This window comes from Pseudoroseicyclus aestuarii (genome assembly GCF_003217255.1).
Classification (GTDB): Bacteria; Pseudomonadota; Alphaproteobacteria; order Rhodobacterales; family Rhodobacteraceae; genus Pseudoroseicyclus; species Pseudoroseicyclus aestuarii.
The window spans coordinates 40,698-63,978 of sequence record NZ_QJTE01000003.1 but is presented as its reverse complement, the minus strand read 5'-3'; the positions used below and the strand labels follow the sequence as shown (position 1 = coordinate 63,978).

Below are 23,281 nucleotides of genomic sequence, written 5' to 3'. Positions count from 1 at the left end.
TTTGTGACGGTATGAATCCACCCCGCCGGGACGGCCCGTGCCGCCTCGAAGGGGCCGCGCGGCCAGCGCCGCGGCCCAACCGCCACGAGGCCCGAGATGCCCAATCCCACAGCCGCCATGCTCGTCATCGGCGACGAGATCCTGTCGGGCCGCACCCGCGACAAGAACTTTCACCACCTCGCGCAGGAGCTGACGCTGCGCGGCATCGACCTGCGCGAGGTGCGCTTCATCTCGGACGAGAGCACGGCCATCGCCGATGCCGTCTGGAAGCTGTCCGGGCGCTACGCCCATGTCTTCACCTCGGGCGGCATCGGGCCGACGCATGACGACATCACCGCCGAGGCGGTGGCGGCGGCGCTGGACCTGCCGATCACCGAGCGCGCCGATGCGCTCGAGATCCTCGAGCGGCACTACACCGCCCGTGGCCAGAGCCTGAACGACGCGCGGCGCCGGATGGCCCGCATCCCCGAAGGCGCGACGCTGATCGACAACCCGATCAGCGCGGCGCCCGGATTCTCGATCCGCAACATCCACGTCATGGCCGGCGTGCCGTCGATCTTCGAGGCGATGCTCGCGGGGCTACTGCCGGGGCTGACCGGCGGGCGCCCGCTGCTGTCGCAGACCCTGCGCGTGGATCGCGGCGAGGGCGATATCGCGGGCGTGCTGACCGATCTGGCGGCGGAGTTTTCCGATCTCTCCGTCGGCTCCTACCCCTTCGAGAAAGACGGCGGCCATGGCGTGAACGTCGTTGTGCGCGGCCCGGACGGCGCCCGCGTGGACGAGGCGATCGTCCGGCTCTCGACGCTGCTGGCGCCGTGACGGAGGGCGGCGTGGCGCCCGATCCCGCGGCGCTGGCCAGCGCCATGGCAGCGACATGGCCGCCCGCCCGCGCCTGGTCGCAGGGCCCCGTCCTGCTGCGCGAGGGGCTGGGCGGCGGCAGCCGCACCAGCGCCGCCACCTCCCATGGTCCCGTCGCGCCCGATGACATTGCCGCCGCCGAGGCCGCGATGAGGCGCATGGGCCAGGTCCCGCTGTTCATGATCCGCGCGAGCCGGCCCGAGGATGCCGCCCTCGACGATCTTCTGGCGCAGCGCGAATACAGGACGGCCGATCCCACGGTGATCCTCGCCGCGCGGGTTGCCGGAATGGCGCAGGAGGCGGGCGCGGCCTGTGCCTGGCCGCCCCCGGCAGAGGCCGAAGCGCTTTGGCTGGCAGGCGGCATCGACGCGGGCCGGCAAGCCGTCATGGCCCGCGCCGCGGGCCCCAAGACCGTACTGCTGGCCCCGCAGGAGGGGCGGCTTGCCGCGACCGGCTTCGTCGCCTGCGCGGAGGGCATCGCCGTGCTCCACGCGCTCGAGGTGCGGCGGGACTGCCGCCGCCGGGGCTTTGGCCGGGCGATCCTGGCCGGGGCCGCGGGCTGGGCGCGGGACCGGGGCGCGGCGTGGCTGGCGATGGCGGTGACGCGCGCGAACGCGGGCGCGCTGGCGCTCTACCGCTCGGCTGGCCTGGCCGAGGTGGGCGGCTACCACTACCGCCGCGCAGACGCGTGAAGGCGCGCCTCCTGATCCTGCTCTGGGCTCTCACCCCTGCCCCCGCCACCGCGCAGGGGCTGGACCTGCCGTCCGGCGCGACCCGCGTGATCGAGGAGGCGGAGGAGGCCGCCAGCCTCGCCCTGCCGACCGCACCGGCCGAGGGCGCGGCCCCGCCGGCGCAGGCCCTGACGGGCAGCCTGTCGCGGCAGGTCTGGCGCATCCCCGGCACCCGCACCACCGCCCAGCTCATGGCGCCGCTGCGCCAGCAGGTCGAGGCCGCGGGATGGGAGATCCTGCTCGACTGCGGGACCGAGGGCTGCGGCGGCTTCGACTTCCGCTTCGGCATCGATGCGGTGCCGCCGCCGGAGATGTTCGTCAACCTCGGCGATTTCCGCTTCCTCTCCGCCCGGCGCGGGGACCGCGGGCTGACGCTGCTGGCCAGCCGCAGCGAGACGGCGGGCTACCTGCAGATCCTGCGCCTGTCGCCCGCGGAGGCGCGGCCCGAACCGGCGGCACAGGCCGTGGTGGAGGCAGAGGCACCCGCCGGAATCGGTGCCGCGCTTGAGGCGGCGGGGCATGCCGTGCTCTCCGGCATCGAGTTCGCCTCTGGCGCCACGGCCCTGCCGACCGGAGACTACCCGGCGCTGGAGGCGCTGGCGGAGTGGATGGCGGACAATCCCGAGGCCCGCATCGCGCTGGTCGGCCATACGGACGCCACCGGCGCGCTCGACGGCAACATCGCCCTCTCGCGCGCCCGCGCCGCGGCGGTGATGCAGGCGCTCGAGGGGCTGGGCGTAGGGGCCGCGCGGATGCAGGCGCAGGGGATGGGCTGGCTCTCTCCCCTCGCCAGCAATGCCGTGCCCGCGGGACGCGAGGCCAATCGCCGGGTCGAGGCAGTGCTGCTGCCCTAGTGCGGGGCCCGGCAGGCGCCGTGATCGGCGAAAGCGTCGAGTACGCGGCAATTCCCGGCCTCGCCCGCGTCGTCGATGGCCGCGATGCGCGCCAGCTCCGCCTCCAGCCGCTGCAGCCGGGCGATCCGCTCTCGCAGGGCCTCCAGATGCTCGGCGGCGATCCGATGCGCGCCGTCGCAGGGCGCCCCCTCGCGCCCCTGCAGGGCGATCAGCGCCCGCACCGAATCGAGCGGCAGGCCAAGGTCGCGCGCATGCTTGATGAAGGCGAGGCGGCGCAGCCCCTCCTCGTCGTAGCGGCGCTGGCCGCCCTCGGTGCGCGCCGGCTCCTCGATCAGCCCCTGCCCTTCGTACCAGCGGATCGTCTGCACCTTGAGGCCGGTCCGCGCCGCAAGCTCTCCGATGGAAAACATGATGTGGCTCCCTTGACCCTCTAGCGACTAGAGAGACTAGGTTCTCTCCGCCAGGCAAGCAAGGAGAGCGCCATGAGCGGCGGCGGCCACCATCATTCGCACGGGCATGACCACGGGCAAGGACACGGCCACGGCCATGCCCACCACCACATCGACCCCGCCGCGGGCGACTGGCGTGTCGCGGGGGCCATCGGGGTGAACCTGCTGCTGACGGTGGCGCAGGTGGTGGGTGGCCTCGTCTCGGGCAGCCTCGCGCTGATCGCGGATGCGCTGCACAACCTCAGCCACGCGCTCTCTCTGGTGATCGCCTTCGTCGCCCGCAAGATCGCGCGGCGCCCGGCCGATGCGGTGATGACCTTCGGCTATGGCCGGGCCGAAGTCGTCGCCGCGCTGGTGAACTACACCACGCTGATCATCCTCGGCCTCTACCTCGGATACGAAGCGCTCTGGCGGCTGGCCGAGCCCGAGCCGGTGCGCGGCTGGATCGTGATCTGGGTCGCCGCCCTCGCGCTGGTGGTGGATCTGGCGACTGCGCTGCTGACCTTTTCCATGTCGAAGGGCAGCGCGAACATCCGCGCCGCCTTCCTGCACAACCTCGCCGATGCCGCCGGCTCCGTCGCGGTGATCATCGCCGGGGCGGGCGTGTTGCTGTTCGGCTGGACGATCCTCGACCCGCTGCTGACGCTGGTGATCGCGGGCTATATCCTGTGGATGTCGGTTTCGGAGATCGGCGGCGTGATCCGCGTGCTGATGCTCGGCGCGCCCGCGGGGCTGGACACGCAGGAGGTGCTGGCGGCGCTGCGCGGCATCGAGGGCGTCGCGGACCTGCACCATGTCCACCTGTGGGAGATGCAGGAGAATACCCCCGCCCTCGAAAGCCACGTGGTCCTCGAGCCGGGGCGCTGGGATCAGGCCGATGCGATCAAGGCGCGGATCAAGGCCGCGCTGGCCGAGCGCTTCGGCATCGGCCACGTCACGCTCGAGATGGAATGCGCCCGCCACGCCTGCGAGGACGCGCAGCTGATCGGCGATGCCTGAGCCCTAGAACGGCTTGGCCACCATCAGCCACCAGGACAGGAGCAGCGTCAGCACCTGCAGCGCGGCCAGCACGGTCGCCCTGCTCTTGGCGCCGCTTGCCAGCGCCCTGCGGCTGCGGGCGCCGGCCACAGCGTGCAGCACCACCAGCATCAGCCCGACCCAGGCAAAGCCCGCGCCGGCCCAGTTGCCCATCATCACCATGACGAGGCCCAGCAGGCCGACGAGGCCGGTCATGCCCATCGCGCCACCGTAGACGCCCCGTTGCAGCGGGCTTGGACCGGTGGCCGGAACCGGCTTCGGCGCGACCAGCACCAGCGCGGCCCAGCCCAATGTCAGGATCATCGCCAGAAAGGCGAAGCCGCCATGGGCCCCCAGCATCGCAGTATACATCGGCCATCGTCCTCTTCGTCGTGCCCTTTTGCCCGCAGGTTCTGCGGCGCGGGGCGGGGGATGACAAGCTGCCGCCGCCGGTCACCAGGTGCCGGGGCCCTTTTCCGCAAAGGCACCCACCAGAAAATCGATGAAAGCCCGCACCTTGGGCTGCGTGAAGCGCCCCGGCGGGTAGACCGCGTAGATGCCCTGCATCTCGTGCGGCAGATCCGGGATCGCCTCCTCCACGAGGCCCTTGGCCATGGCGTCGGCGTAGAGGAAGTTGGGCAGGTAGGCGATGCCGAGCCCGCCGATGCAGGCGTTCAGAAGGCTCTGCCCATCGTTCACCGTCAGCCAGCCGGCGGTGCGCACCTGCCGCTTCTCGCCCGAGGGGGCGGTCAGCTTCCAGACCGCGCCGTTCGAGGCGTTGGAGTAATGCAGCAGCTTGTGCTCGTTCAAATCGTCGATGCGCTGCGGGCGGCCGTACCGTTCGAAATAGGAGGGCGCGGCGATCATCCGCTTGCTGGTTTCGGTCAGCTTGCGGGCGCGCAGCGAGGAATCCTCGAGCTCGCCGATCCGCACCGCCATGTCGAAGCCTTCCGAGATCAGCTCCACGTAGCGGTTGTTCAGTACCATGTTCACGGTGATCTCGGGGTACTCGCTCAGGAAGTCGCCCAGCACCGGCGAGAGGTGATTGACGCCGAAATCCGTCGCGACCGAGATGCGCAGAAGGCCCGAGGGCGCCGATTGCATCGAGGTGACGAGGGCATCGGCCTCGCCGGCGTCGTTCAGGACACGGCGGGCGCGGTCGTAGTAGGCCAGCCCGATCTCGGTCGGGCTGACGCGCCGCGTCGTGCGGTTCAGCAGCCGCGCGCCCAGCCGCGCCTCGAGCGCGCTGACGTGTTTGGAGACCGCCGACTTGGAGATCCCCATCTTCTTGGCCGCATCGGTGAACCCGCCCTGGTCCACCACGGTCGCGAAGGCCTCCATTTCGGTCAGCCGGTCCATCGCATCACCTTTCGTGGATAATGGAGAGATTGTGTCGCGCCGGATCTGGGCACCAAGGCGGCTTAGCAGCGGTAATATCGCGGTCAGTCTGAGACAGGCGCCGGGATGGAAACGGAGGCCCGCTAATCCTTGCGTGAATTGTCTGTTTCCCGGCAATGCCGGCGAAACGCCCGGGCAAGCATGGCGATTTCGCCACGAAGTCGCTCAAGTTCGGCCCAGATCTCGCCCTCGCTCGCCTCTCCCATCACAAGCGTCAGGCGGGCCAGCACCCTGTCGCCCGCGGGATCGGTGAAGGCGATGCTCTGGACCCCGTCGCTGATCGCCTCTGCCGGGACGGGCAGCCGCACCCGCCAGCGGCCCGGCGCCTCTTCGGCCAGGCTCAGCTCCGGCAGGGACTGCCCCCGCAGGCGCGCCTCGATCGGCGGGGCGGGCCCCGGCGGACCGGACAGCAGCCCCTCCCACAGCCCGTCGCGCAGCCGCGTGGGGACGAGGGTCAGATCCCCCGTCACAGCGGCGCGCGGGGATAGCGCGCCAGCGACAGGTCTCGCAGCACCATGCGGGTCATCGCGGGGCGGTCGAGGATCAGGTCGATCCAGGCCTCGTACACGGGCCGGGGCAGAAGGGACAGCTCGGCCAGGTCGAACTCCACCTGCTGGGTACCCGCGGCCAGCGGCAGCTGGCGCTGCAGCACCTCCGGCCCCTGCCGAAGGTTCAGCCGCGCGACGGCATGGCCCACCGGCTCTACCTGAAGCTGCACCCGAAGGCCGATGATATGCCGCCCCTCAAGCCCCGCGCAGGCCGCCTCGGGCAGCGCCAGCACAAGGCTGACGAAGCCCGCGGCGCTGGCATAGACATCGAGCGTCAGCGCGAGGGGCGGGGCGTGACCACCTTGCGTCAACATGATCTCGGGCGCCTCGTCGGGGTCGTCGTGAAACAGCGCGACGCCGGGGCTGCCATCGGCGCAGGCCAGCGCGGTGCCGCTGGCGACGCCTTCGACCTGCCGCTGCGCCAGCGGCAGCAGCAGCGCCTCGGGCCGCCAGACCCAGTCGGTGCCGGGCTGCGCGGGCGGCAGCGCCGGGGCGATCCGGCGGGCGGCCACATGCTCCAGCCGGTCGAGCGCGGCGCGCATCGTGCGCGCCGCCTGCCTCTGCGCTATCAGCCCGGGCAGGGGCATGCGCGCGGCCCGCTGCGCCGCCGCCTGCCAGCGCCTCAGATCGCGCCGCTGGCCGAGCCTGCCGATGATCCCGCCGCGCGCCATGCGCCGATCCCTGCCCTGCGCCCCGCAACCTGGGGCTGCATCCCCTTCGTGCCATTCAGCCGGCGCCGCCGCAACCGAAGCCGCAGCTTCGCGTTATGCGGCGAGCCTAAAACTGTAAGGAGCCGGGCATGTCATCCTCGCATACCACGACCGACCACGACACGATCCGCCGCTGGGCCGAAGAGCGGGACGGCCATCCCGCCCGCGTCGAGGGCACCGGCGAGGGCGGCGTACTGCGCATCGACTTCGGCCCCGAGGAGGAGAACCTGCAGAAGATCAGCTGGGACGATTTCTTCCGCGTCTTCGAGGACAGCGACCTCGCCTTCCTCTACCAGGACAAGACGCAGGACGGCAGCACCAGCCGCTTCAACAAGTTCGTCAGCCGCGACACGGCGGACTGACCCACCTCAATCCGGGATGCGGGTCATCACCGGGACCGGCGCATGGGCCAGGCGCATCCACCGCTCCCGCGGAGCCTCGTTGAGCGGCCTGTAACCCAGCCGTTCGATCCGCGCCTCGGTTTGAACGTTGTGGCCGATCTCGCCGGACCAGCGCGAGATGGAGGGATCGGCGGCCCAGACATTCGCGAAGACCCGGCCCGGCACTGCGGGAAGGGGACCATCCTCGGCCCGGGCCGTGAAGACGCGGCGCCCATCGACGAACCAGTCGATGCGATCCTCGCGCCATTCGAAGGCGTAGTCATGCATCCCTTCCGAGGCGTCGAAGCCGAGGTCGATGCGGTGGTCGGTCAGCGCCCCGTCGACGAACCAGGCGATGTTGAGCTGCGTGGTGTCCCGCCCGAGGATCTCGATGTCGATCTCGTCGTGGCGCGTTCCGTAAGACTCGCCGGTATAGGTGAAGAAGCCAGTGATCACGCCCTCGCCGCGGGCCGCCTGGAACCGCGCCTCGTAGCGGCCGTAATGCGTCGGCTCGTCGCGCTTGATCGAGGCGCCGGCATAGGCGTTTGGGCACCTGGGATGCGGATCGAGGCTAAGCGTCAGGCCGTCGTCGATCGACACCTGCCAGGACCGCCAGTCGGTGGCGAAAGTGGTGGAGTTGAAGTCGTAGTTGCTGACCGACCAGCCCCGCATGTGCATGGATTCGAAAGACGTTTCGAAGGCCTCGCTCGCGGCGGCGGCGGACGGAATCGCAAAGGGCAGCGCGGCCAGTGCCGCAATGATCCCCAAGGGTTTCATGTCAATCTCTCCTGCCGCCCGGCATAGGCGGCACTGCTAGAAGCCAATCGTGGTTTTCAGGGCAGCCCAGGCGGCTGCCGCGACGCACCTAGCATCGAGGAGGAATGGATCGGTGTTTTAACTGCATTTATGGTAATGCCCCCGTTAACGGGGGCATCCATCCTGGCGGGGCATGGCGCGGCGACGCAGGTCGCCTGTCTCCTCCGCGAGAGGGCCGTCAGGCCAGGCTGCCCAGCGCCAGCCAGCCGATGTAGAGGCCGTAGGCCGCCAGAAGCACCGCCCCCTCGCCCCGCGTCGCGCGCCAGCCGCTCACGCAGACCGCCACCAGCGCCACTGTCGCCGCCAGCATCACCCAGATGTCGAGGGCCGCGATCTGCGGCGGCACCGGGATCGGCCGGACGAGAGCCGTGATCCCGAGGATGCCGAGGATGTTGTAGAGGTTCGATCCGACGACGTTGCCGAAGGCGATCTCGCCCTGGCGGCGCAGGGCGGCGACGACAGTGGTCACCAGCTCCGGCAGGGAGGTGCCGATGGCGACCACGGTCAGCCCGATCACCTCGTCCGGTACGCCCCAGAGCGCGGCCAGCGTGATCGAGGCATCGACCAGCAGGCGCGCGCCCAGCACGGTCAGCGCGATCCCTCCGACAGCCCAGAGCGCGGCGATGGACAGCCGCATGGCCGGTTGCTCGGGCGCCGCCTCGGCCGCAGAAAGACCCCGCTCCGAGCGGTAGGCATAGAGAAGGTAGAGGATCAGCCCTACCACCAGCACCGCGCCCGCGGGCCGCGACAACGCCCCCCAGAGCACCACCCCGAGGCAGGCCAGCGTGGCCAGGGCCAGCGCCGGCCCGTCGCGCAGGAAGGCGCGCCGTTCGACCGCGAAGGGGCTGAGCAGCGCCGCAAGCCCCAGGATCAGCAGGATGTTGGCGGTGTTGGAGCCGATGACATTGCCGAAGGCGATGCCGGGGCTACCCGACAGGGCGGCCTGCAGCGAGGTGACGAGTTCGGGGGTCGAGGTGCCGAAGCCGACGACGGTCAGCCCGACGAGCAGCGGCGAGACGCCGAGGCGCGAAGCGAGCGCGGAGGCACCGCGCACGAGGGCCTCGCCCCCCGCGACGAGCAGGACGAGGCCTGCCGCAAGAGCGATCCAGAGCATGAAAAGGGGTCCAGGGCCGACGAATGGAGACAGAGACGCCGACATCGCGAGGCGGTCGGCGCGCTCGCCAGAGGGGCCCGGAGCCGGATTGCAAATAGGCGCCCGGGCCGGCGCCGCAAGAGCTGCCCGGCACCGGATGGCAAAGTTTTCGCAGGCAAAAGATCCGCGTCAGTGCGCGGCGGCGTAAATCCCGTCGATCACCCGCGCCAGCACCGTCAGCCGCTCGGTGTCGGGGTCGAAACCCTCGCCTTCGGCCAGCCGCCGCGCCCAGTCCACCGCCGCGCGACCGCCCCAGTCGTCGGGCGGCGAGACGAGCGGGCGTGCCGCCGTCCCCTCGAACCGCGAGGCGGAGAAGTTGTAGAAGGACCCCGCCTCGTTGCGCACCTCGGCGCCGGCCTTCGTGCCGTAAAGTTGCGCCTCGATCACCGCCTCGCGCCCGGCGGGCAACGTCCAGGAGCAGGCGATGCGGATCGCCGTGCCGGACGGCGCGCGCAGGCTGGCGACGCAGTAATCCTCGACGCCATCGGGCCCGACAGGTCCGCCGCCGGAGAACAGGCTTGCCGAGGTGCAGGTCAGGTCGTCCGCGCCCAGCAGCCAGAGCGCCTGATCGACGAGGTGAACGCCCAGATCGATCAGGCAGCCGCCGCCCGACTGCGCCTTGTCGTAGAACCACGGCTTGTCCGGGCCATAGGCGTTGTGGAAGGTGAAGTCGGCGGCGAAGACATCGCCCAGCGCGCCCTCCTCCACCTGCGCCATGAGTGCGCCAAAGGCGGCGGTGTGGCGGTAGGACAGGTCAGCCGCCAGCAGGAGGTCCGCCCGGCGCGCGGCCTCGACCGCCTGCGCCGCCTCGGCGGCATTGCGGCCCAGCGGCTTCTGGCAGAAGACCGCCGCCCCCGCCTCCAGCGCCTGAAGCACCTGCGGCACGTGCAGGGCCGAGGGGGTGGCGATCACCACGCCATCGGGGCGGGCGGCAAGCACATCCTCCATCGTCGCGCCCCGCGCGGCATCGGGCGCAAGCTCCGCCGCCGTCTCCACCGCCTCGGGCGAGGGGTCGGCAAGGGCGACGATCTCGGCATGGCCGCTCTCGGCGATGGCCTGCATCCGGTGCCGGCCGATCCAGCCGAGCCCGAGGAAACCGATGCGCGGGCGGGTCATCGGGCCTCTCCTTCAACGCCGCCAAAGCGGATCAGCGCCTTGACGAAGCCCTCGGGCTTGTCGCGGGTGGCATCGAGCGCCGCGTCCAGCTGCTCGGGCGCGAAATCGTGGGTGAAGAGCGGCGCGGGGTCGATCCGCCCCTCGGCCCAGGCCGTCACGGCATCCTCCATGCCCTGCCGCACCACCGCCGGGTCGCGCTCATGCGCGTTGACCGCGTCGAAGCCGCGCCAGTTCCACAGCTGCATGTTCACCTGCCGCGGGCCGTCCTGGTGGTAGCCGGCGATCACCAGCCGCCCGCCTTCCGCCGTCAGCTCTGCCGCGAGATCGAGCGGCCACTGCTTGCCCACCGCCTCGATCACCACATCGGCAAAGCGGCCATCCGTCAGGCCGCGCAGCGCCTCGATGATCTCCCAGTGGTCGTGCATCGGCACGGTCTCGGCGGCGCCCATCCGGCGGGCGAGGGCAAGGCTTTCCTCGCGGCGCGATATGGCGATCACCCGCGCCCCGGCCTGCGCGCAAAGCTGCGTCAGCAGCGCGCCGAGAAAGCCGATGCCGATGATCACGACGGTCTGGCCCGGCCGCACCTGCGCCCGGCGGAAGATGTTCATCGCGCAGCCCAGCGGCTCTGCCGGCACCGGCTGCCCGGCCAGTGCCTCGGGCAGGGCCACCGTCAGCGCCGGATCGGCGATGTCGTGACTGGCGAAGCTATGCATGCCCTGAAAGGCGACGCGGCTGCCGACGGGGAAACCCTCTGCCCCCTCGCCCAGCGCCTCGACGATACCCCAGCCCTCATGGCCCAGCGCGCCCGGCTCCAGCGGGAACTGCTGCCATTCGGGCCCCGACCATGGCCCGAGGTTCGAGGCGCAGACGCCGCAGCCCTCAAGGCGCACGCGCATCTGGCCGGGGCCGGGCCGCGGCAGATCAGCCTCGATCAGCCGCACCGCTCCGGGCGCGGTGACCTCCACGGCGGTCATGGCGCCTTGGGGCGCAGTCGCATCGGGTCCGGGCATCGCGGCTTCCTTCTGTTCCGTCTGTCGACGCGGCGGAAGATGAAGCACGCGCCGCCGGCTGCAAGCCCCGCAAGCCGCGCACCCCGGCCCGCCCCGACGGAAAGCGGCCATACATCCGGAGGAAGCGGACGAATACGTACCCTCGCCCGGAGCGGGATCAGCAGCGGGAACCTATTGCAACTTCAACCTGTTCGACCTGTGGATGATCCTGACAGATTGGAAGACGGCGTTCATGCCGACGACACTCATCACAGGCGGCGCGGGCTTCATTGGCCGCTACGTGGCGGAAGAGCTTTTGGCCGCTGGACACAACGTTCGCATTCTCGACAGTCTCATCGACCAGGTCCACGGCGGCCATGAGCCTGCTCTGCCCGAGGGGGCGGTGCTGGTGCGCGGCGACATCTGCGACAAGGATGCCGTGGCAGAGGCCCTTGAGGGCTGCGACGGCGTCGTCCATCTGGCCGCCGAGGTCGGGGTCGGGCAATCGATGTACGAGATCGCCCGCTACGTCGGCACCAACGATCTGGGCACCGCCGTCCTTCTGGAGGCGATCGCGCAGCACCCCGTGAAGCGCATCGTCGTCGCCAGCTCCATGAGCGTCTATGGCGAGGGGCTGTACCGCGCCGCCGACGGCAGCTTGCGGGAAAAGGTGCGCCGCAGTCCCGCCGCGATCCGCGCCGCCGACTGGCAACCCAAGGATGCGCAGGGCACCCCGCTGGAGCCCATCGCGACGACCGAGGACAAGCGCGTCGACCTCGCCTCGATCTACGCGTTGACCAAGTACCAGCAGGAGCAGGCCGTCCTGATCTTCGGCGAGGCCTATGACATCCCCGCCGTCGCGCTGCGGTTGTGGAACGTCTACGGCGCGGGGCAAGCCCTTTCGAACCCCTATACCGGGGTTCTGGCGAACTTCGCCTCGCGCATCGCGAACGACCAGCGGCCGACGATCTTCGAGGACGGTGAGCAGAAGCGGGACTTCGTCCATGTGCGCGACGTCGCCGCCGCCTTCCGCCTTGCGATGGAGTCGGATCGCGCTGCCGGATCGGTCATCAACATCGGCTCGGGCCACGTCTATACCGTCACGCAGGTCGCGACGCTGCTGACCGAAGCCATGGGCCGCCCGGACCTGACGCCCGAGATCCTGAACAAGGCGCGGACCGGCGACATCCGCAACAACTTCCCCGATATCAGCCGCGCGCGCGATCTGCTGGGCTACGCCCCGCAGCACCGGCTGGAGGACTCGCTCGGCCCCTTCGTCGCCTGGGTCGCGGGGCAGGCCCATACCGACAAGGGCGACGAGATGCGCCGCCAGCTAGAGGCACGGGGACTGGTATCGTGACCACCCCCTTCGGCTTCGTCGAATGGTTCCGCCCCGGCGAATACGAGCGGGTCAAGCGCGAAATCCCGAAGCTCAAGGCCAGCGGCGCCGCATGGGTCCGCACGCACCTGAGCTGGGCCGAATACCTCGCCCCCGGCGGTCCGGAGTGGAACGACTGGCTGTTTCCGAAGCTGGCCGAGCATTTCGAGGTCCTACCTTGCGTGCACTACACGCCGCCCTCGCTATCGCGGACGGGCCGGACCTCCGGCGCGCCGAAGGTCCTCAAGGACTACGCCGATTTTATCGATCTCGTGCTGACCCGGCACGGCGAACATTTCAAATTCGTCGAGCTTTGGAACGAACCCAACAACCTGCTGGACTGGGACTGGCGCGAGGACACCGGCTTCGAGCTGTTCTGCGAGATGATCACCAATGCTGCGCATTGGGCAGACCAGCGCGGCTGGCGCCCGGTGCTGGGCGGCCCCGCGCCCTTCGACGCCTACTGGCTGAACCTGATGGGCGAGCGCGGGCTGCTTCAACTTATGCATGCCGTGGGGTTTCACGGCTTTCCCGGCACATGGGACAGCGAAGAAGGCAGCTGGAAGGGCTGGGACGCCCATCTGGCCGAGATGCGCGAGATCCTGGATCGCCACGCGCCGAAGGCCGAGATCTGGATCACCGAGACCGGCTATTCCACCTGGCGCCACGACGGGATCGAGCAGGCGCGACGCTTTGCCCAGGCGCTCGATGCGTCGGCGGAGCGGATGTACTGGTACGGCTGGCAGGACCTGACGCAGGACACCGCCGTGCAGGAAGGCCCGCTCTTTGACCTCCGGCACTATCACCTTGGCGCCACGACGGCGGAGGGCCAGCCCAAGCTGCTGGCCCGGCTTCTGGCGGACGGCGGGCCCGAGCGGGTGCGCGAGGTCACGGGTCTTGCCGCGCCCCGGATCGGCGACGCGACCAAGCCCGTCGCGATCACCGGCGGCGCGGGCTTCATCGGCTCCAACCTTGCCGAGAGCTTTCTTGCCGAGGGGCGCGAGGTCGTGATCATCGACAACCTCTCGCGCTCGGGCGTGGAAGAAAACCTCGAATGGCTGATCGAGCGGCATGGCAGCCGCGTCCATCCCGCGCCCGTGGACATGCGGGACGCCTCGACACTCTCGGCCGCTGTCGCCGATGCCGAGGCGGTGGTGCATCTTGCCGCGCAGACCGCCGTGACCACCAGCCTGACCGCGCCCCTAGAGGATTTCGAGGTCAACGCCCGCGGCACGCTCAACCTGCTCGAGGCGCTGCGCGCCACTGGGCGGCAGGTGCCGCTGATCTTCGCCAGCACGAACAAGGTCTATGGCAGCCTCGCCGACCTGACGGTCGAGGACACCGCCGAGGGCTGCGCCCCGCATGACAATGCATTGGCCGCGCATGGCGTCGACGAAAGCCGCCCGCTGGATTTCGCCACGCCCTACGGATGCTCCAAGGGTGTCGCGGATCAATACGTGCTGGATTACGCGAAAAGCTACGGCCTGCCGACGGCGGTGCTGCGCATGTCCTGCATCTACGGCCCCCGCCAGTTCGGGACCGAGGATCAGGGCTGGGTCGCGCATTTCCTGATCCGCGCGCTGAAGGGCGAGGCGATCACCCTCTACGGCAGCGGCCATCAGGTGCGCGACGTGCTCGAGGTTTCGGACGCCGTCGCCGCCTATCGCGCGGTGCTGGGCGACATCGACCGGCTGAAGGGCCGCGCCTTCAACCTTGGCGGCGGCCCGGCCAATGCCGTCAGCCTGCGCGGCGTCCTGAAAGAGATCGGGCGCGTCACGTACCGCGAGGTGGACGTGCGCTACGACACCTGGCGGCAGGGCGATCAGCCTTGGTTTGTCGCCGATACCCGCCTTCTGCAGGCCGAGACCGGCTGGCAGCCGCAGGTCGGCTGGAAGGACGGGCTGCACCGGCTGGCGGCATGGCTGGCGGAGCACCGGGTCCCGCAGGCCCACGGCGCAAGGCTTTCGGCATGACACGGGTACTGATGACCCTCGACGCCGTGGGCGGCGTCTGGCGCTACGCGCTGGACCTTGCGCAGGGCCTGCGGGCCGAGGGGCTGGAGATCGCCTTCGCCGGTCTCGGCCCCGCGCCGTCGCCCGCGCAGGCCGAGGCGGCGCGGCGGATCGGCACGCTCGACTGGGGCGAGGCGCCGCTGGACTGGCTGGCCAAGGGCCCCGAGGCGCTGGCGCCCGTCGGGCCCTGGCTTTCGGCGCTGGCGGAGCGTCGCGGCGCGGATCTCGTGCATCTGAACTACCCCAGCCAGGGCGCGGAGCTGGAGGTCGCGATGCCGGTCGTCGCCGCCTCGCACTCCTGCCTCGCCACATGGTTCGCCGCCGTGCGCGGCAGCGCCGTGCCGGATGACATGGCCTGGCAGGCCGAGTTGACGGGCGCCGGGCTGCGCGCCGCCGATGCCGCACTCGTCCCCTCTGCCGCCCATGCAAAGGCGATGGGCGCGGTGTACGAGGGCCTGCCGCGCATAGCCGTCGTGCATAACGCCAGCCTTGCGCCTGAGGGCGGCGGAACGGGCGAGGATTACGTCTTTGCCGCCGCGCGCTGGTGGGATGCGGGCAAGAATGCCGCCGTCCTCGATGCCGCCGCCGAGGACAGCCTCTGGCCGGTGACCATGGCGGGCGCAACGGAAGGCCCCGACGGCAGCCATGCCGCGATCCATTACGCCGGTGCCCCCGGCCCGCTGGAACACGGGCAGGCGATGGGGCTGCTGCGGCAGGCGGGCCTTTTCGTCTCTCCCTCGCTCTACGAGCCCTTCGGTCTTGCCGCGCTCGAGGCGGCGCGGGCGCAGCGGCCGCTCCTGCTGGCGGACATCCCGACCTACCGGGAACTTTGGGACGGCGCCGCCGCCTTCTTCGATCCCGTCGATCCCCCGGCCCTGCGCGGGGCGATCAACGCGCTGGCCGCCGATGCCCCGCGCCGCGCCGCCCTTGGCCGCGCCGCGCGCGAGCGGGCGCGACGCTATTCGTTGCAGGCGCAGGTGGCGGCGGTGCTCGATCTGTACCGGACCCTCGGGGTCAGGGCGGGACAGGCCGCGGCATGATAATCGTCTTCTACACCCATTCGCTGGTCTCAGACTGGAACCACGGCAACGCGCATTTCCTGCGCGGCGTGATGCGCGATCTGGTGCGGCGCGGGCACGAGGTGCTGGCGCTGGAGCCCGCGCAAAGCTGGAGCCGTGAGAACCTGATCGCGGATCGCGGCCCGCAGGCGATCGACGCCTTCGCCGCCGTCTATCCCGAGCTGCGCTGGCAGATTTACCCCGAGGATTTCGACCACGAGGCGGCGCTCGACGATGCGGATCTCGTGGTGGTTCACGAATGGACCGACCCCGCCCTCGTCGCGCGCCTTGGCCGGGCGCGGGCGCGGGGCGCGCCCTTCCAGCTGCTGTTCCACGACACCCATCACCGCGCCGTCAGCGCCAGCGACGAGATCGCCGGTTTCGATCTGTCGGGCTACGACGGTGTTCTGGCCTTCGGCGAGGCGCTGCGCGAACGCTACCTCGACGCCGGCTGGGCGGGTCAGGTCTTTACCTGGCACGAGGCCGCGGACGAGACGGTGTTCCACCCCCTGCCCGATGTCGCGACGACCGGCGATCTGGTCTGGATCGGCAACTGGGGCGACGGCGAGCGCAGCGAGGAGCTGATGCAGTTCCTCGTGGAGCCGGTGCAGCACCTTGGCCTGACGGCCGAGATCCACGGCGTGCGCTACCCCGATCACGCCCTGGATCGCCTCGCCCGCGCGGGCATCGCCTACCGCGGCTCCATCGCCAATACGGACGCGCCCGCCGCCTTCGCCCGGCACCGGGTGACGGTGCATGTCCCGCGCCGGCCCTACGTCGAGGCGCTGCCCGGCATCCCCACCATCCGCCCCTTCGAGGCGCTGGCCTGCGGCATCCCGCTGGTCTCCGCCCCCTGGGACGATGCCGAGGGGCTGTTCCGGCCCGGCGTGGATTTCCTCTTTGCCCGCGACGGGGCCGAGATGGAGCAGCGCCTGCGCGATGTGCTGTCGGACGAGGGGCTGCGCGGCAGCCTGATCGCCCATGGCCGCGAGACGATCCTGGCGCGGCACACCTGCCGGCACCGGGTCGACGAGCTTCTGGCAATCAGCGCCGCCCTGCGCGGCGAGACGAGAGAGGCCGCCGAATGACCAGTATCGCCTTTTACGGATCGAGCCTGCTGTCCTCCTACTGGAACGGCGCGGCGACCTATTACCGGGGCATGCTGCGCGCGCTCGCCGGGCATGGCTACGACATCACCTTCTACGAGCCCGACGTGCACGACCGCGGCGCCAACCGCGACATGGAGGTGCCCGACTGGGCCCGCGTCGTGGTCTGGGAGGGCACGCATGACGCCCTGCGCTGTGTCGCGGCAGAGGCCGGAAAGGCCGACATCGTCGTCAAGGCCAGCGGCGTCGGCTACGAGGACGACATGATCCTCGACGAGGTGATGAAGGCCGCGCGCCCCGGTGCGCTGCGCCTGTTCTGGGACGTCGATGCCCCCGCCACGCTGGCCGAGATGCAGGCCGATCCCGACAGCCCCCTGCGCGCCGCCTTGCCCGATCTCGACATGGTGCTGACCTACGGCGGCGGCGATCCTGTGGTGCAGGCCTATACCGCCCTCGGCGCGCGGACCTGCGTTCCGATCTACAACGCCTGTGATCCCGACACGCATCACCCCGTCCCCGCCGAAGCCCGCTTCGCCGGGGATCTGGGGTTCCTCGGCAATCGCTTGCCAGACCGCGAGGCGCGGGTGGAGGAGTTCTTCTTCGGCCCCGCCCGGATGCTGCCTGACATGCGCTTTTTGATCGGCGGCTCGGGCTGGGATCACGTGCCCAGGAACGTCACCCGCCTGGGCCATGTCGGCACGCGCGACCACAACGCCTTCAACCGCAGCCCGCGCATGGTGCTGAACATCGCCCGCGACAGCATGGCGGCGACCGGCTTTTCCCCCGCCACCCGCGTCTTCGAGGCGGCGGGCGCCGGCGCCTGCCTGATCACCGACTACTGGGAGGGGATCGAGCAGTTCCTCGAGCCGGGGGAGGAAGTGCTGGTCGCCCGCAGCGGCGCCGAGGTGGCGCAGCTTCTGCGCGAAATTCGGCCCGAGCAGGCCGAGGCCATCGGCCAGGCCGCCCGCAAGCGCATTCTCGCCGGGCATACCTACGACAAGCGGGCCGAGCAGGTAGATGCCCTCTTCCGCGCGCATATGGCGAAGGAAACGGCATGAGCGGCGAGATCGTCATCCTCGGCCTCTCGCTCTCCTCCTCCTGGGGAAACGGCCATGCCACGACTTTCCGCGCGCTGATCCGCGGGCTGGCGGCAGAGGGGCAGCGGGTGCTGTTCCTGGAACGCGACGTGCCCTGGTATGCCAGCCAGCGCGACCTGCCCGATCCCGACTTCTGCGAGCTGCGGCTGTACCACAGCCTCGACGAGGTCTTCGGGACCTACGGCGAGAGGCTTCGCGACGCGGCGGCGGTGATCGTCGGCAGCTACGTCCCCGAGGGGCAGGCGCTGATCGACCGGCTGCACGAGGCGGCGCAGGCGGGCCGCATCGCCCAGCCCTTCTGCTTTTACGACATCGACACGCCCGTCACGCTCGAGCATCTGCGCGCGGGGCGCGAGGATCACCTCGCGCGGCGGCAGGTGCCCTTCTTCGACACCTATTTCTCCTTTTCCGGCGGGCGCGTGCTGGATGTGCTGCGGCGCGACTTCGGCGCCCGCGATCCGCGCCCGCTTTACTGCGCCGTGGACGAGGCGCGCTATGCGCCGATGGACCTGCCCGCGACATGGGACCTCGGTTACCTCGGCACCTATTCGCCCGACCGCCAGCCGCCGCTGGAGCAGCTGCTGATCGAGCCTGCGCGACGCCTGCCGCAGATGCGCTTCGTCGTCGCCGGGCCGCAGTACCCCGATGACATCGACTGGCCCGAGAATGTCGAGCGGATCGACCACCTGCCGCCCAGCGAGCACGCGGCCTTCTACGGCGCCCAGCGCTTCACGCTCAACGTCACCCGCTCCGCGATGAAGGCGCTCGGCTGGTCGCCCTCCGTCCGCCTGTTCGAGGCCGCGGCCTGCGGCACGCCCATCGTCTCGGACCGCTGGGAGGGGCTGGGCGAGGTGCTGCCCGAGGGCGAGGCCATCCTCGTGGCGGACAGCACCGAGGATGTCGTCACCGCCCTGACCACGATGACGCCCCCGCAGCGGCAGCGGCAGGCCGATGCCGCCCGCGCCCGCGTGCAGGCGGCTCATACGGGCCGCGCCCGCGCGCGGCAGCTGATCGCCGATCTCGCCGAAGCGCCGGCGCACCGGCTGCAAGGAACAGGCTCATGACCCCCACCCTCCCCCTGCGGACCGTGCTCGTCGCGGGCGGCGCCGGCTTCATCGGCAGCCACCTCTGCGAGGCGCTTCTGGCCGGCGGGGCGCGGGTGATCTGCCTCGACAGCTTCCTGACCGGACGGCGCGAGACGGTGCAGCCCCTGCTCAACAACCGCGGCTTCTCGGTGGTGCAGGCCGAGGTGACAGAGCCTCTTCCCGACCTCGGGCGGCTCGACGAGATCTACAACCTCGCGAGCCCCGCCAGCCCGCCGCGCTACCAGGCCGATCCGGTGCATACGATGATGACCAATGTGATCGGCACCCGGAACCTGCTGGCGCTGGCCCGCGCGCAGGGCGCGCGTTACCTGCAGGCCTCGACCAGCGAGGTCTACGGCGACCCCGAGCAGCACCCACAGCCCGAGGACTACTGGGGCCACGTCAACTGCACCGGCCCCCGCGCCTGCTACGACGAGGGCAAGCGCGCCGCCGAGGCCCTGTGCTGGGATCATGCCCGCATGGGCACCGATGTCCGCGTCGCGCGCATCTTCAACACCTATGGCCCGCAGATGGACCCCGAGGACGGGCGCATCGTGTCGAACCTGATCGTCCAGGCGCTGACGGGGCGTCCGCTGACGATCTATGGCAGCGGCACGCAGACCCGCAGCTTCTGCTACGTCACCGACATGGTGGCGGGGCTGATGGCGCTGATGGCCGTGGATCCGCGCCCCGAGGGGCCGGTGAACCTCGGCAATCCCTTCGAGTTCACGATCCTCGAGCTGGCCGAGCAGGTGCAGGCCCTGATCCCCGGCGCCCTGCCGCACCAGACGCTGCCCCTGCCGCAGGACGATCCCAAGATGCGGCGCCCCGACATCGCCCGGGCGCAGGCGCTGCTGGGCTGGTCGCCCGAGGTGCCGCTGGCCCAAGGCCTCAAGGCGACCGCGGACTGGTTCGCCCGGCATCTCGGCATCGAGCCCGCCGAGGCGGCGAAAGGACGGATATGACTTCGGATAACGACACCCTTGCCCGCCGCATCGCGGATCTGGGCCCCTGGTTTCACAACCTGCGCATCGGCGGGCAGCAGACCGCGCCGGAGCACTTCCTCGGCGACTACCCGCAGTTCAAGTGGGAGGGCTTCGCCCACGTCGTGCCTGCGGATCTGTCCGGCAAGACGGTCCTCGACATCGGCTGCAACGCCGGCTTCTACGCGATGGAGATGGCGCGCCGCGGCGCCGCCCGCGTGGTCGGCATCGACAGCGACCCGCATTACCTCGCGCAGGCGCGTTTCGCCGCCCAGACCGAGGGGCTCGAGATCGAGTTCCGCGAGCTCGACGTCTACCATGTCGCCGAACTGGGCGAGCGCTTCGATCTCGTGATCTTCATGGGGGTGCTCTACCACCTGCGCCACCCGCTTCTGGCGCTCGACCTGCTGCACGAGCATGTCGTGGGCGAGCATCTGCTGTTCCAGTCGATGCAGCGCGGCTCGGCCGAGGATTACGAGACGCGGGCCGATTACGACTTCGACGATCAGGCGATCTTCGACGATGCCGCCTGGCCCCGGCTGCATTTCATCGAAAAGCGCTACTCCAAGGATCCGACGAACTGGTTCGTGCCGAACCGCGCGGCCATGGACGCGATGCTGCGCAGCGCCGGCTTCGTGATCGAGGCGCATCCAGAGCGCGAGGTCTACCTCTGCCGCCGCGGCCCCCGCGGCGAGGCCGTGTCGCCGCCGCCCCGCATCGCGCGCTAAGCACCCCCCGGCAGGAAGGCGCCCGCTCCCGCGAGATGCCGCCGAGCGCGCGAAGGCCCCGGGAACAGCGCCGGGCCGACACTCGTTATAGGTGCAATGGCCGCGGGGCGCCGCGCGGGACCGTTAGGCGGCCCGCAGCCCCCCTCCATCTCACGTCGCACAAGGAAAGGAGACGCCGCATGGCCCTCTTCACCAAAGACATCCAGACGATGGACGACCTCTATACCCACGCGCTGCAGGACATCTACTACGCCGAGCAGCAGATCGTGAAAGCGCTGCCGAAGATGATCGGCAAGACCACCAGCCCGGCGCTTAAGACGGCCTTCGAAAGCCACCTCGAGGAATCGAAGACCCATGTCAGCCGGCTCGAGCAGGCCTTCGAGCTGCTGGGCCAGAAAGCGAAGGGCGCAACCTGCCCCGCGATCGACGGCATCATCAAGGAAGCGAACGAGGTCGCGGGCGATATCGGCGATCCCAAGGTCCTCGACGCCGCTCTCGCCTTCGCCGCCCAGGGCGTAGAGCACTACGAGATCACCCGCTACGGCAGCCTGATCGCCTGGAGTCGCGAGCTGAACCATCCCGAGGTCGCCGCCCTCCTCCAGCAGACCCTGGCCGAAGAGAAGGCCGCGGATCAGAAGCTGACCGACCTCGCCGAGAACGGCCTCAACAAGGCCGCCTGATCTCTCGACCCGCACTACAAAAAGGGCCCGGCGCTGCGCCGGGCCCTTTCCCTAGTCCCCCGAGATGCGCCGCACCGCCTCGGCCAGCAGGCGCCGTTCCTCTGCTGCGGCGCCCTCGATGGCGAAAGCCGGGCCGGGGTCCAGCCCCGGATCCTCGGCGCCCGTCTGCACCGGCACCTCCAGCCGCTCGAGGATGGCCTCGCGCCCCTCTCCGGCGATGACCAGCGCGAGGGCCTGGCGCAGCGCGATCAGCCGGCCTTCCACCGTCTCGTCCATGATGCGCCCCCTCCTGCTTCTTCTCTTTGAAAATATCCCCGCCGGAGGCCCCCGCTTGTCCCGCGCGGGCCGCCCGGCGGAAGGCGCCTATTGGTCCATGTAGACGTGGCGCTCGGCGGTGGCGCCCGGGTGGGTCACCGCGCCCTTGCGGGCCGAGCCCACCAGCTGGCTGTACTTCCACAGCGCGCCGGACTGGTACTCGGTCTCGCGCGGGCCGGGCCATGCGGCGCGGCGGGCGTCCATCTCCTCGGGGGTGACATCGACGCTGATCTCGCCCTTCACCGCGTCGATGGTGATGACGTCGCCCGTCTTCACCAGCGCGATCGGCCCGCCATGCGCGGCCTCGGGGCCGACATGGCCGACGCAGAAGCCGCGGGTGGCGCCGGAGAAGCGGCCGTCGGTGATCAGCGCGACCTTCTTGCCCATGCCCTGCCCCGACAGGGCGGCGGTGGTCGAGAGCATCTCGCGCATGCCGGGGCCGCCGGCGGGACCCTCGTTGCGGATCACGATGACCTCGCCTTCCTCGTAGCCGCGCTTCTGCACCGCCTCGAAGGCCTCTTCCTCGCATTCGAAGACGCGGGCGGGGCCGGTGAAGACACGCTCTTCCTCGGCCATGCCGGCGACCTTCACGATGGCGCCGTCGGGGGCGAGGTTGCCCTGCAGGCCGACGACGCCGCCGGTGGCGGAGATCGGGTTGGCGACGGTGTGGATCACGCGGCCATCGGCCTCGCGCTCGATGCGGTCCAGCTCCTCGCCCAGGCTCATGCTGCTGGCGGTCATGCAGTTCTCGTGCAGCAGGCCCGCCTTGCGCAGTTCCTTCATCACGACGGGCACGCCGCCGGCCTCGTGCAGGTCCTTGGCGACATATTCGCCGCCCGGACGCAGGTTCACGAAATAGGGCGTGTCGTGGAAGATCGCGCAGACGTCGAGCAGGTCGAAATCGATCCCCGCCTCATGCGCGATGGCCGGCAGGTGCAGGCCGGCATTGGTCGATCCGCCGGTGCAGGCCACGACCCGCGCCGCGTTCTCGAGGCTTTGCCGCGTGACGACGTCGCGGGCGCGGATGTTCTTCTCGATCAGCGTCATCACGGCCTGCCCCGAGAAATCGCCGTACTGGTCGCGGCTCTCGTAGGGCGCCGGCGCGCCGGAGGAGTTCAGCAGCGCCAGACCGATCGCCTCGGAGACGCAGGCCATGGTGTTCGCGGTGTACTGGCCGCCGCAGGCGCCCGCCGACGGGCAGGCGACGCGCTCGAGAATCGCGAGCTCGGCGTCGGACATGTTGCCGGCGGCATGCTGGCCCACCGCCTCGAAGACGTCCTGCACGACGACGTCCCTGCCGTTCAGCTTGCCCGGCAGGATCGAGCCGCCGTAGATGAAGACGGAAGGCACGTTCAGCCGCACCATCGCCATCATCATGCCCGGCAGCGACTTGTCGCAGCCGGCAAGGCCGACGAGCGCATCGTAGCAATGCCCGCGCATCGTCAGCTCGACCGTGTCGGCGATGGCATCGCGGCTGGCGAGAGAAGAGCGCATGCCCTCGTGGCCCATCGCGATGCCGTCGGTGACGGTGATGGTCGTGAACTCGCGCGGGGTGCCGCCGCCCTTCTTGACGCCCATCTTCGCCGATTGCGCCTGACGGCTCAGGGCGATGTTGCAGGGCGCGGCCTCGTTCCAGCAGGTGGCGACGCCGACGAAGGGCTGGTGGATCTCCTCCTCCGAGATGCCCATCGCGTAGTAGTAGCTGCGGTGCGGCGCCCGCGACGGCCCTTCGGTGACGTGGCGGCTGGGCAGTTTTGTCTTGTCGAAGCGGGTGTTCTGCACGGGCTGGCTCTCCTCGGGGTCTTGGCTGATCCGTCCTA

25 protein-coding genes are annotated in these 23,281 nt (G+C 70.4%); 14 read left to right on the top strand and 11 right to left on the bottom strand.

Annotated features, from left to right (window positions below):
* The first annotated feature begins 96 nt into the window (after positions 1 to 96).
* Genes DFP88_RS09560 through DFP88_RS09550 form a run of 3 tightly spaced genes read left to right on the top strand, consistent with a single transcriptional unit; the run spans position 97 to position 2,443 of the window.
* Entirely contained in the window at positions 97 to 819 is a 723-nt protein-coding gene (locus tag DFP88_RS09560; RefSeq protein WP_110814275.1) for a competence/damage-inducible protein A, read from the top strand.
* 11 nt (positions 820 to 830) lie between these two features.
* Positions 831 to 1,550 (top strand): GNAT family N-acetyltransferase, encoded by a 720-nt coding sequence (locus tag DFP88_RS09555; RefSeq protein WP_245904764.1) that lies wholly within the window; start codon positions 831 to 833, stop codon positions 1,548 to 1,550.
* Positions 1,547 to 2,443 (top strand): OmpA family protein, encoded by an 897-nt coding sequence (locus DFP88_RS09550; RefSeq protein ID WP_110814274.1) that lies wholly within the window; start codon positions 1,547 to 1,549, stop codon positions 2,441 to 2,443. Before DFP88_RS09555 ends, DFP88_RS09550 begins: the two co-directional genes overlap by 4 nt.
* Here the strand turns inward: DFP88_RS09550 and DFP88_RS09545 are convergent.
* On the bottom strand, positions 2,440 to 2,853 hold the full coding sequence (locus tag DFP88_RS09545) for a MerR family transcriptional regulator (protein ID WP_110814273.1): 414 nt from the start codon (positions 2,851 to 2,853) through the stop codon (positions 2,440 to 2,442). The two genes, DFP88_RS09550 and DFP88_RS09545, sit on opposite strands and share 4 nt — an antisense overlap.
* Before the next feature lie 72 nt (positions 2,854 to 2,925).
* Here DFP88_RS09545 and DFP88_RS09540 point away from each other — a divergent pair, with 72 nt between their 5' ends.
* Positions 2,926 to 3,891: a cation diffusion facilitator family transporter gene (locus tag DFP88_RS09540; RefSeq protein ID WP_110814272.1), complete on the top strand. Its 966-nt coding sequence runs from the start codon at positions 2,926 to 2,928 to the stop codon at positions 3,889 to 3,891.
* A 3-nt stretch (positions 3,892 to 3,894) separates the two neighbouring features.
* Here DFP88_RS09540 and DFP88_RS09535 read toward each other — a convergent pair whose 3' ends face one another.
* From DFP88_RS09535 to DFP88_RS09520, 4 genes are all read right to left on the bottom strand, one after another.
* A complete protein-coding gene (locus tag DFP88_RS09535) occupies positions 3,895 to 4,281 on the bottom strand; it encodes a hypothetical protein (RefSeq protein WP_110814271.1) in 387 nt (128 codons plus the stop codon).
* Positions 4,282 to 4,362: 81 nt separating this feature from the next.
* Positions 4,363 to 5,268, bottom strand: a complete 906-nt coding sequence (locus DFP88_RS09530; RefSeq protein ID WP_110814270.1) for a LysR family transcriptional regulator — start codon at positions 5,266 to 5,268, stop codon at positions 4,363 to 4,365.
* 122 nt (positions 5,269 to 5,390) lie between these two features.
* On the bottom strand, positions 5,391 to 5,777 hold the full coding sequence (locus DFP88_RS09525; protein ID WP_110814269.1) for a hypothetical protein: 387 nt from the start codon (positions 5,775 to 5,777) through the stop codon (positions 5,391 to 5,393).
* On the bottom strand, positions 5,774 to 6,526 hold the full coding sequence (locus DFP88_RS09520) for a DUF6478 family protein (protein ID WP_110814268.1): 753 nt from the start codon (positions 6,524 to 6,526) through the stop codon (positions 5,774 to 5,776). Before DFP88_RS09520 ends, DFP88_RS09525 begins: the two co-directional genes overlap by 4 nt.
* A 128-nt stretch (positions 6,527 to 6,654) precedes the next feature.
* On the opposite strand from DFP88_RS09520, the gene DFP88_RS09515 reads away from it, so the two are divergent.
* Positions 6,655 to 6,927: a hypothetical protein gene (locus DFP88_RS09515; RefSeq protein ID WP_110814267.1), complete on the top strand. Its 273-nt coding sequence runs from the start codon at positions 6,655 to 6,657 to the stop codon at positions 6,925 to 6,927.
* Positions 6,928 to 6,933: 6 nt separating this feature from the next.
* On the opposite strand, the gene DFP88_RS09510 is transcribed toward DFP88_RS09515, so the two are convergent.
* The 4 genes from DFP88_RS09510 to DFP88_RS09495 form a co-directional block, all read right to left on the bottom strand.
* A complete protein-coding gene (locus DFP88_RS09510) occupies positions 6,934 to 7,722 on the bottom strand; it encodes a family 16 glycosylhydrolase (RefSeq protein ID WP_110814266.1) in 789 nt (262 codons plus the stop codon).
* A gap of 217 nt (positions 7,723 to 7,939) precedes the next feature.
* Positions 7,940 to 8,875, bottom strand: coding sequence for a calcium/sodium antiporter (locus DFP88_RS09505; protein ID WP_110814265.1), 936 nt, complete (start codon positions 8,873 to 8,875; stop codon positions 7,940 to 7,942).
* Positions 8,876 to 9,043: 168 nt separating this feature from the next.
* Complete coding sequence (locus DFP88_RS09500) at positions 9,044 to 10,030, bottom strand: Gfo/Idh/MocA family protein (RefSeq protein ID WP_110814264.1); 987 nt, start codon at positions 10,028 to 10,030, stop codon at positions 9,044 to 9,046.
* Entirely contained in the window at positions 10,027 to 11,040 is a 1,014-nt protein-coding gene (locus DFP88_RS09495; protein ID WP_110814263.1) for an MDR/zinc-dependent alcohol dehydrogenase-like family protein, read from the bottom strand. The genes DFP88_RS09500 and DFP88_RS09495 overlap by 4 nt, the downstream gene beginning before the upstream one ends.
* A 232-nt stretch (positions 11,041 to 11,272) precedes the next feature.
* On the opposite strand from DFP88_RS09495, the gene DFP88_RS09490 reads away from it, so the two are divergent.
* The 9 genes from DFP88_RS09490 to DFP88_RS09450 all read left to right on the top strand — a co-directional run bounded on the left by DFP88_RS09490 (position 11,273) and on the right by DFP88_RS09450 (position 21,146).
* Positions 11,273 to 12,379 (top strand): NAD-dependent epimerase/dehydratase family protein, encoded by a 1,107-nt coding sequence (locus tag DFP88_RS09490; protein WP_110814262.1) that lies wholly within the window; start codon positions 11,273 to 11,275, stop codon positions 12,377 to 12,379.
* Positions 12,376 to 14,370, top strand: coding sequence for an NAD-dependent epimerase/dehydratase family protein (locus DFP88_RS09485; RefSeq protein WP_110814261.1), 1,995 nt, complete (start codon positions 12,376 to 12,378; stop codon positions 14,368 to 14,370). The genes DFP88_RS09490 and DFP88_RS09485 overlap by 4 nt, the downstream gene beginning before the upstream one ends.
* Positions 14,367 to 15,449: a glycosyltransferase family 4 protein gene (locus DFP88_RS09480; protein WP_110814260.1), complete on the top strand. Its 1,083-nt coding sequence runs from the start codon at positions 14,367 to 14,369 to the stop codon at positions 15,447 to 15,449. The genes DFP88_RS09485 and DFP88_RS09480 overlap by 4 nt, the downstream gene beginning before the upstream one ends.
* A complete protein-coding gene (locus DFP88_RS09475) occupies positions 15,446 to 16,555 on the top strand; it encodes a CgeB family protein (RefSeq protein ID WP_110814259.1) in 1,110 nt (369 codons plus the stop codon). Before DFP88_RS09480 ends, DFP88_RS09475 begins: the two co-directional genes overlap by 4 nt.
* Positions 16,552 to 17,631, top strand: coding sequence for a CgeB family protein (locus tag DFP88_RS09470; RefSeq protein WP_110814258.1), 1,080 nt, complete (start codon positions 16,552 to 16,554; stop codon positions 17,629 to 17,631). The genes DFP88_RS09475 and DFP88_RS09470 overlap by 4 nt, the downstream gene beginning before the upstream one ends.
* On the top strand, positions 17,628 to 18,734 hold the full coding sequence (locus tag DFP88_RS09465; protein WP_110814257.1) for a CgeB family protein: 1,107 nt from the start codon (positions 17,628 to 17,630) through the stop codon (positions 18,732 to 18,734). The genes DFP88_RS09470 and DFP88_RS09465 overlap by 4 nt, the downstream gene beginning before the upstream one ends.
* A complete protein-coding gene (locus DFP88_RS09460; protein WP_110814256.1) occupies positions 18,731 to 19,720 on the top strand; it encodes a UDP-glucuronic acid decarboxylase family protein in 990 nt (329 codons plus the stop codon). The genes DFP88_RS09465 and DFP88_RS09460 overlap by 4 nt, the downstream gene beginning before the upstream one ends.
* Complete coding sequence (locus DFP88_RS09455) at positions 19,717 to 20,466, top strand: TIGR04290 family methyltransferase (RefSeq protein WP_110814255.1); 750 nt, start codon at positions 19,717 to 19,719, stop codon at positions 20,464 to 20,466. Before DFP88_RS09460 ends, DFP88_RS09455 begins: the two co-directional genes overlap by 4 nt.
* A 179-nt stretch (positions 20,467 to 20,645) precedes the next feature.
* Positions 20,646 to 21,146: a YciE/YciF ferroxidase family protein gene (locus DFP88_RS09450; RefSeq protein ID WP_110814254.1), complete on the top strand. Its 501-nt coding sequence runs from the start codon at positions 20,646 to 20,648 to the stop codon at positions 21,144 to 21,146.
* 51 nt (positions 21,147 to 21,197) lie between these two features.
* On the opposite strand, the gene DFP88_RS09445 is transcribed toward DFP88_RS09450, so the two are convergent.
* Together DFP88_RS09445 and ilvD are read right to left on the bottom strand one after the other, a co-directional pair.
* Positions 21,198 to 21,422 (bottom strand): hypothetical protein, encoded by a 225-nt coding sequence (locus DFP88_RS09445; RefSeq protein WP_110814253.1) that lies wholly within the window; start codon positions 21,420 to 21,422, stop codon positions 21,198 to 21,200.
* Between the two features lie 87 nt (positions 21,423 to 21,509).
* Positions 21,510 to 23,243, bottom strand: coding sequence for a dihydroxy-acid dehydratase (gene ilvD / locus DFP88_RS09440; protein WP_110814252.1), 1,734 nt, complete (start codon positions 23,241 to 23,243; stop codon positions 21,510 to 21,512).
* Between the last annotated feature and the right edge of the window lie 38 nt (positions 23,244 to 23,281).

Coding starts and splice junctions, on each gene's coding strand:
- DFP88_RS09560 (WP_110814275.1), top strand. CDS start 97: ATGCCCAATCCCACAGCCGCCATGCTCGTCATCGGCGACGAGATCCTG.
- DFP88_RS09545 (WP_110814273.1), bottom strand. CDS start 2,853: ATGTTTTCCATCGGAGAGCTTGCGGCGCGGACCGGCCTCAAGGTGCAG.
- DFP88_RS09540 (WP_110814272.1), top strand. CDS start 2,926: ATGAGCGGCGGCGGCCACCATCATTCGCACGGGCATGACCACGGGCAA.
- DFP88_RS09535 (WP_110814271.1), bottom strand. CDS start 4,281: ATGTATACTGCGATGCTGGGGGCCCATGGCGGCTTCGCCTTTCTGGCG.
- DFP88_RS09530 (WP_110814270.1), bottom strand. CDS start 5,268: ATGGACCGGCTGACCGAAATGGAGGCCTTCGCGACCGTGGTGGACCAG.
- DFP88_RS09520 (WP_110814268.1), bottom strand. CDS start 6,526: ATGGCGCGCGGCGGGATCATCGGCAGGCTCGGCCAGCGGCGCGATCTG.
- DFP88_RS09515 (WP_110814267.1), top strand. CDS start 6,655: ATGTCATCCTCGCATACCACGACCGACCACGACACGATCCGCCGCTGG.
- DFP88_RS09510 (WP_110814266.1), bottom strand. CDS start 7,722: ATGAAACCCTTGGGGATCATTGCGGCACTGGCCGCGCTGCCCTTTGCG.
- DFP88_RS09505 (WP_110814265.1), bottom strand. CDS start 8,875: ATGCTCTGGATCGCTCTTGCGGCAGGCCTCGTCCTGCTCGTCGCGGGG.
- DFP88_RS09500 (WP_110814264.1), bottom strand. CDS start 10,030: ATGACCCGCCCGCGCATCGGTTTCCTCGGGCTCGGCTGGATCGGCCGG.
- DFP88_RS09495 (WP_110814263.1), bottom strand. CDS start 11,040: ATGCCCGGACCCGATGCGACTGCGCCCCAAGGCGCCATGACCGCCGTG.
- DFP88_RS09490 (WP_110814262.1), top strand. CDS start 11,273: ATGCCGACGACACTCATCACAGGCGGCGCGGGCTTCATTGGCCGCTAC.
- DFP88_RS09480 (WP_110814260.1), top strand. CDS start 14,367: ATGACACGGGTACTGATGACCCTCGACGCCGTGGGCGGCGTCTGGCGC.
- DFP88_RS09475 (WP_110814259.1), top strand. CDS start 15,446: ATGATAATCGTCTTCTACACCCATTCGCTGGTCTCAGACTGGAACCAC.
- DFP88_RS09470 (WP_110814258.1), top strand. CDS start 16,552: ATGACCAGTATCGCCTTTTACGGATCGAGCCTGCTGTCCTCCTACTGG.
- DFP88_RS09465 (WP_110814257.1), top strand. CDS start 17,628: ATGAGCGGCGAGATCGTCATCCTCGGCCTCTCGCTCTCCTCCTCCTGG.
- DFP88_RS09460 (WP_110814256.1), top strand. CDS start 18,731: ATGACCCCCACCCTCCCCCTGCGGACCGTGCTCGTCGCGGGCGGCGCC.
- DFP88_RS09455 (WP_110814255.1), top strand. CDS start 19,717: ATGACTTCGGATAACGACACCCTTGCCCGCCGCATCGCGGATCTGGGC.
- DFP88_RS09450 (WP_110814254.1), top strand. CDS start 20,646: ATGGCCCTCTTCACCAAAGACATCCAGACGATGGACGACCTCTATACC.
- DFP88_RS09445 (WP_110814253.1), bottom strand. CDS start 21,422: ATGGACGAGACGGTGGAAGGCCGGCTGATCGCGCTGCGCCAGGCCCTC.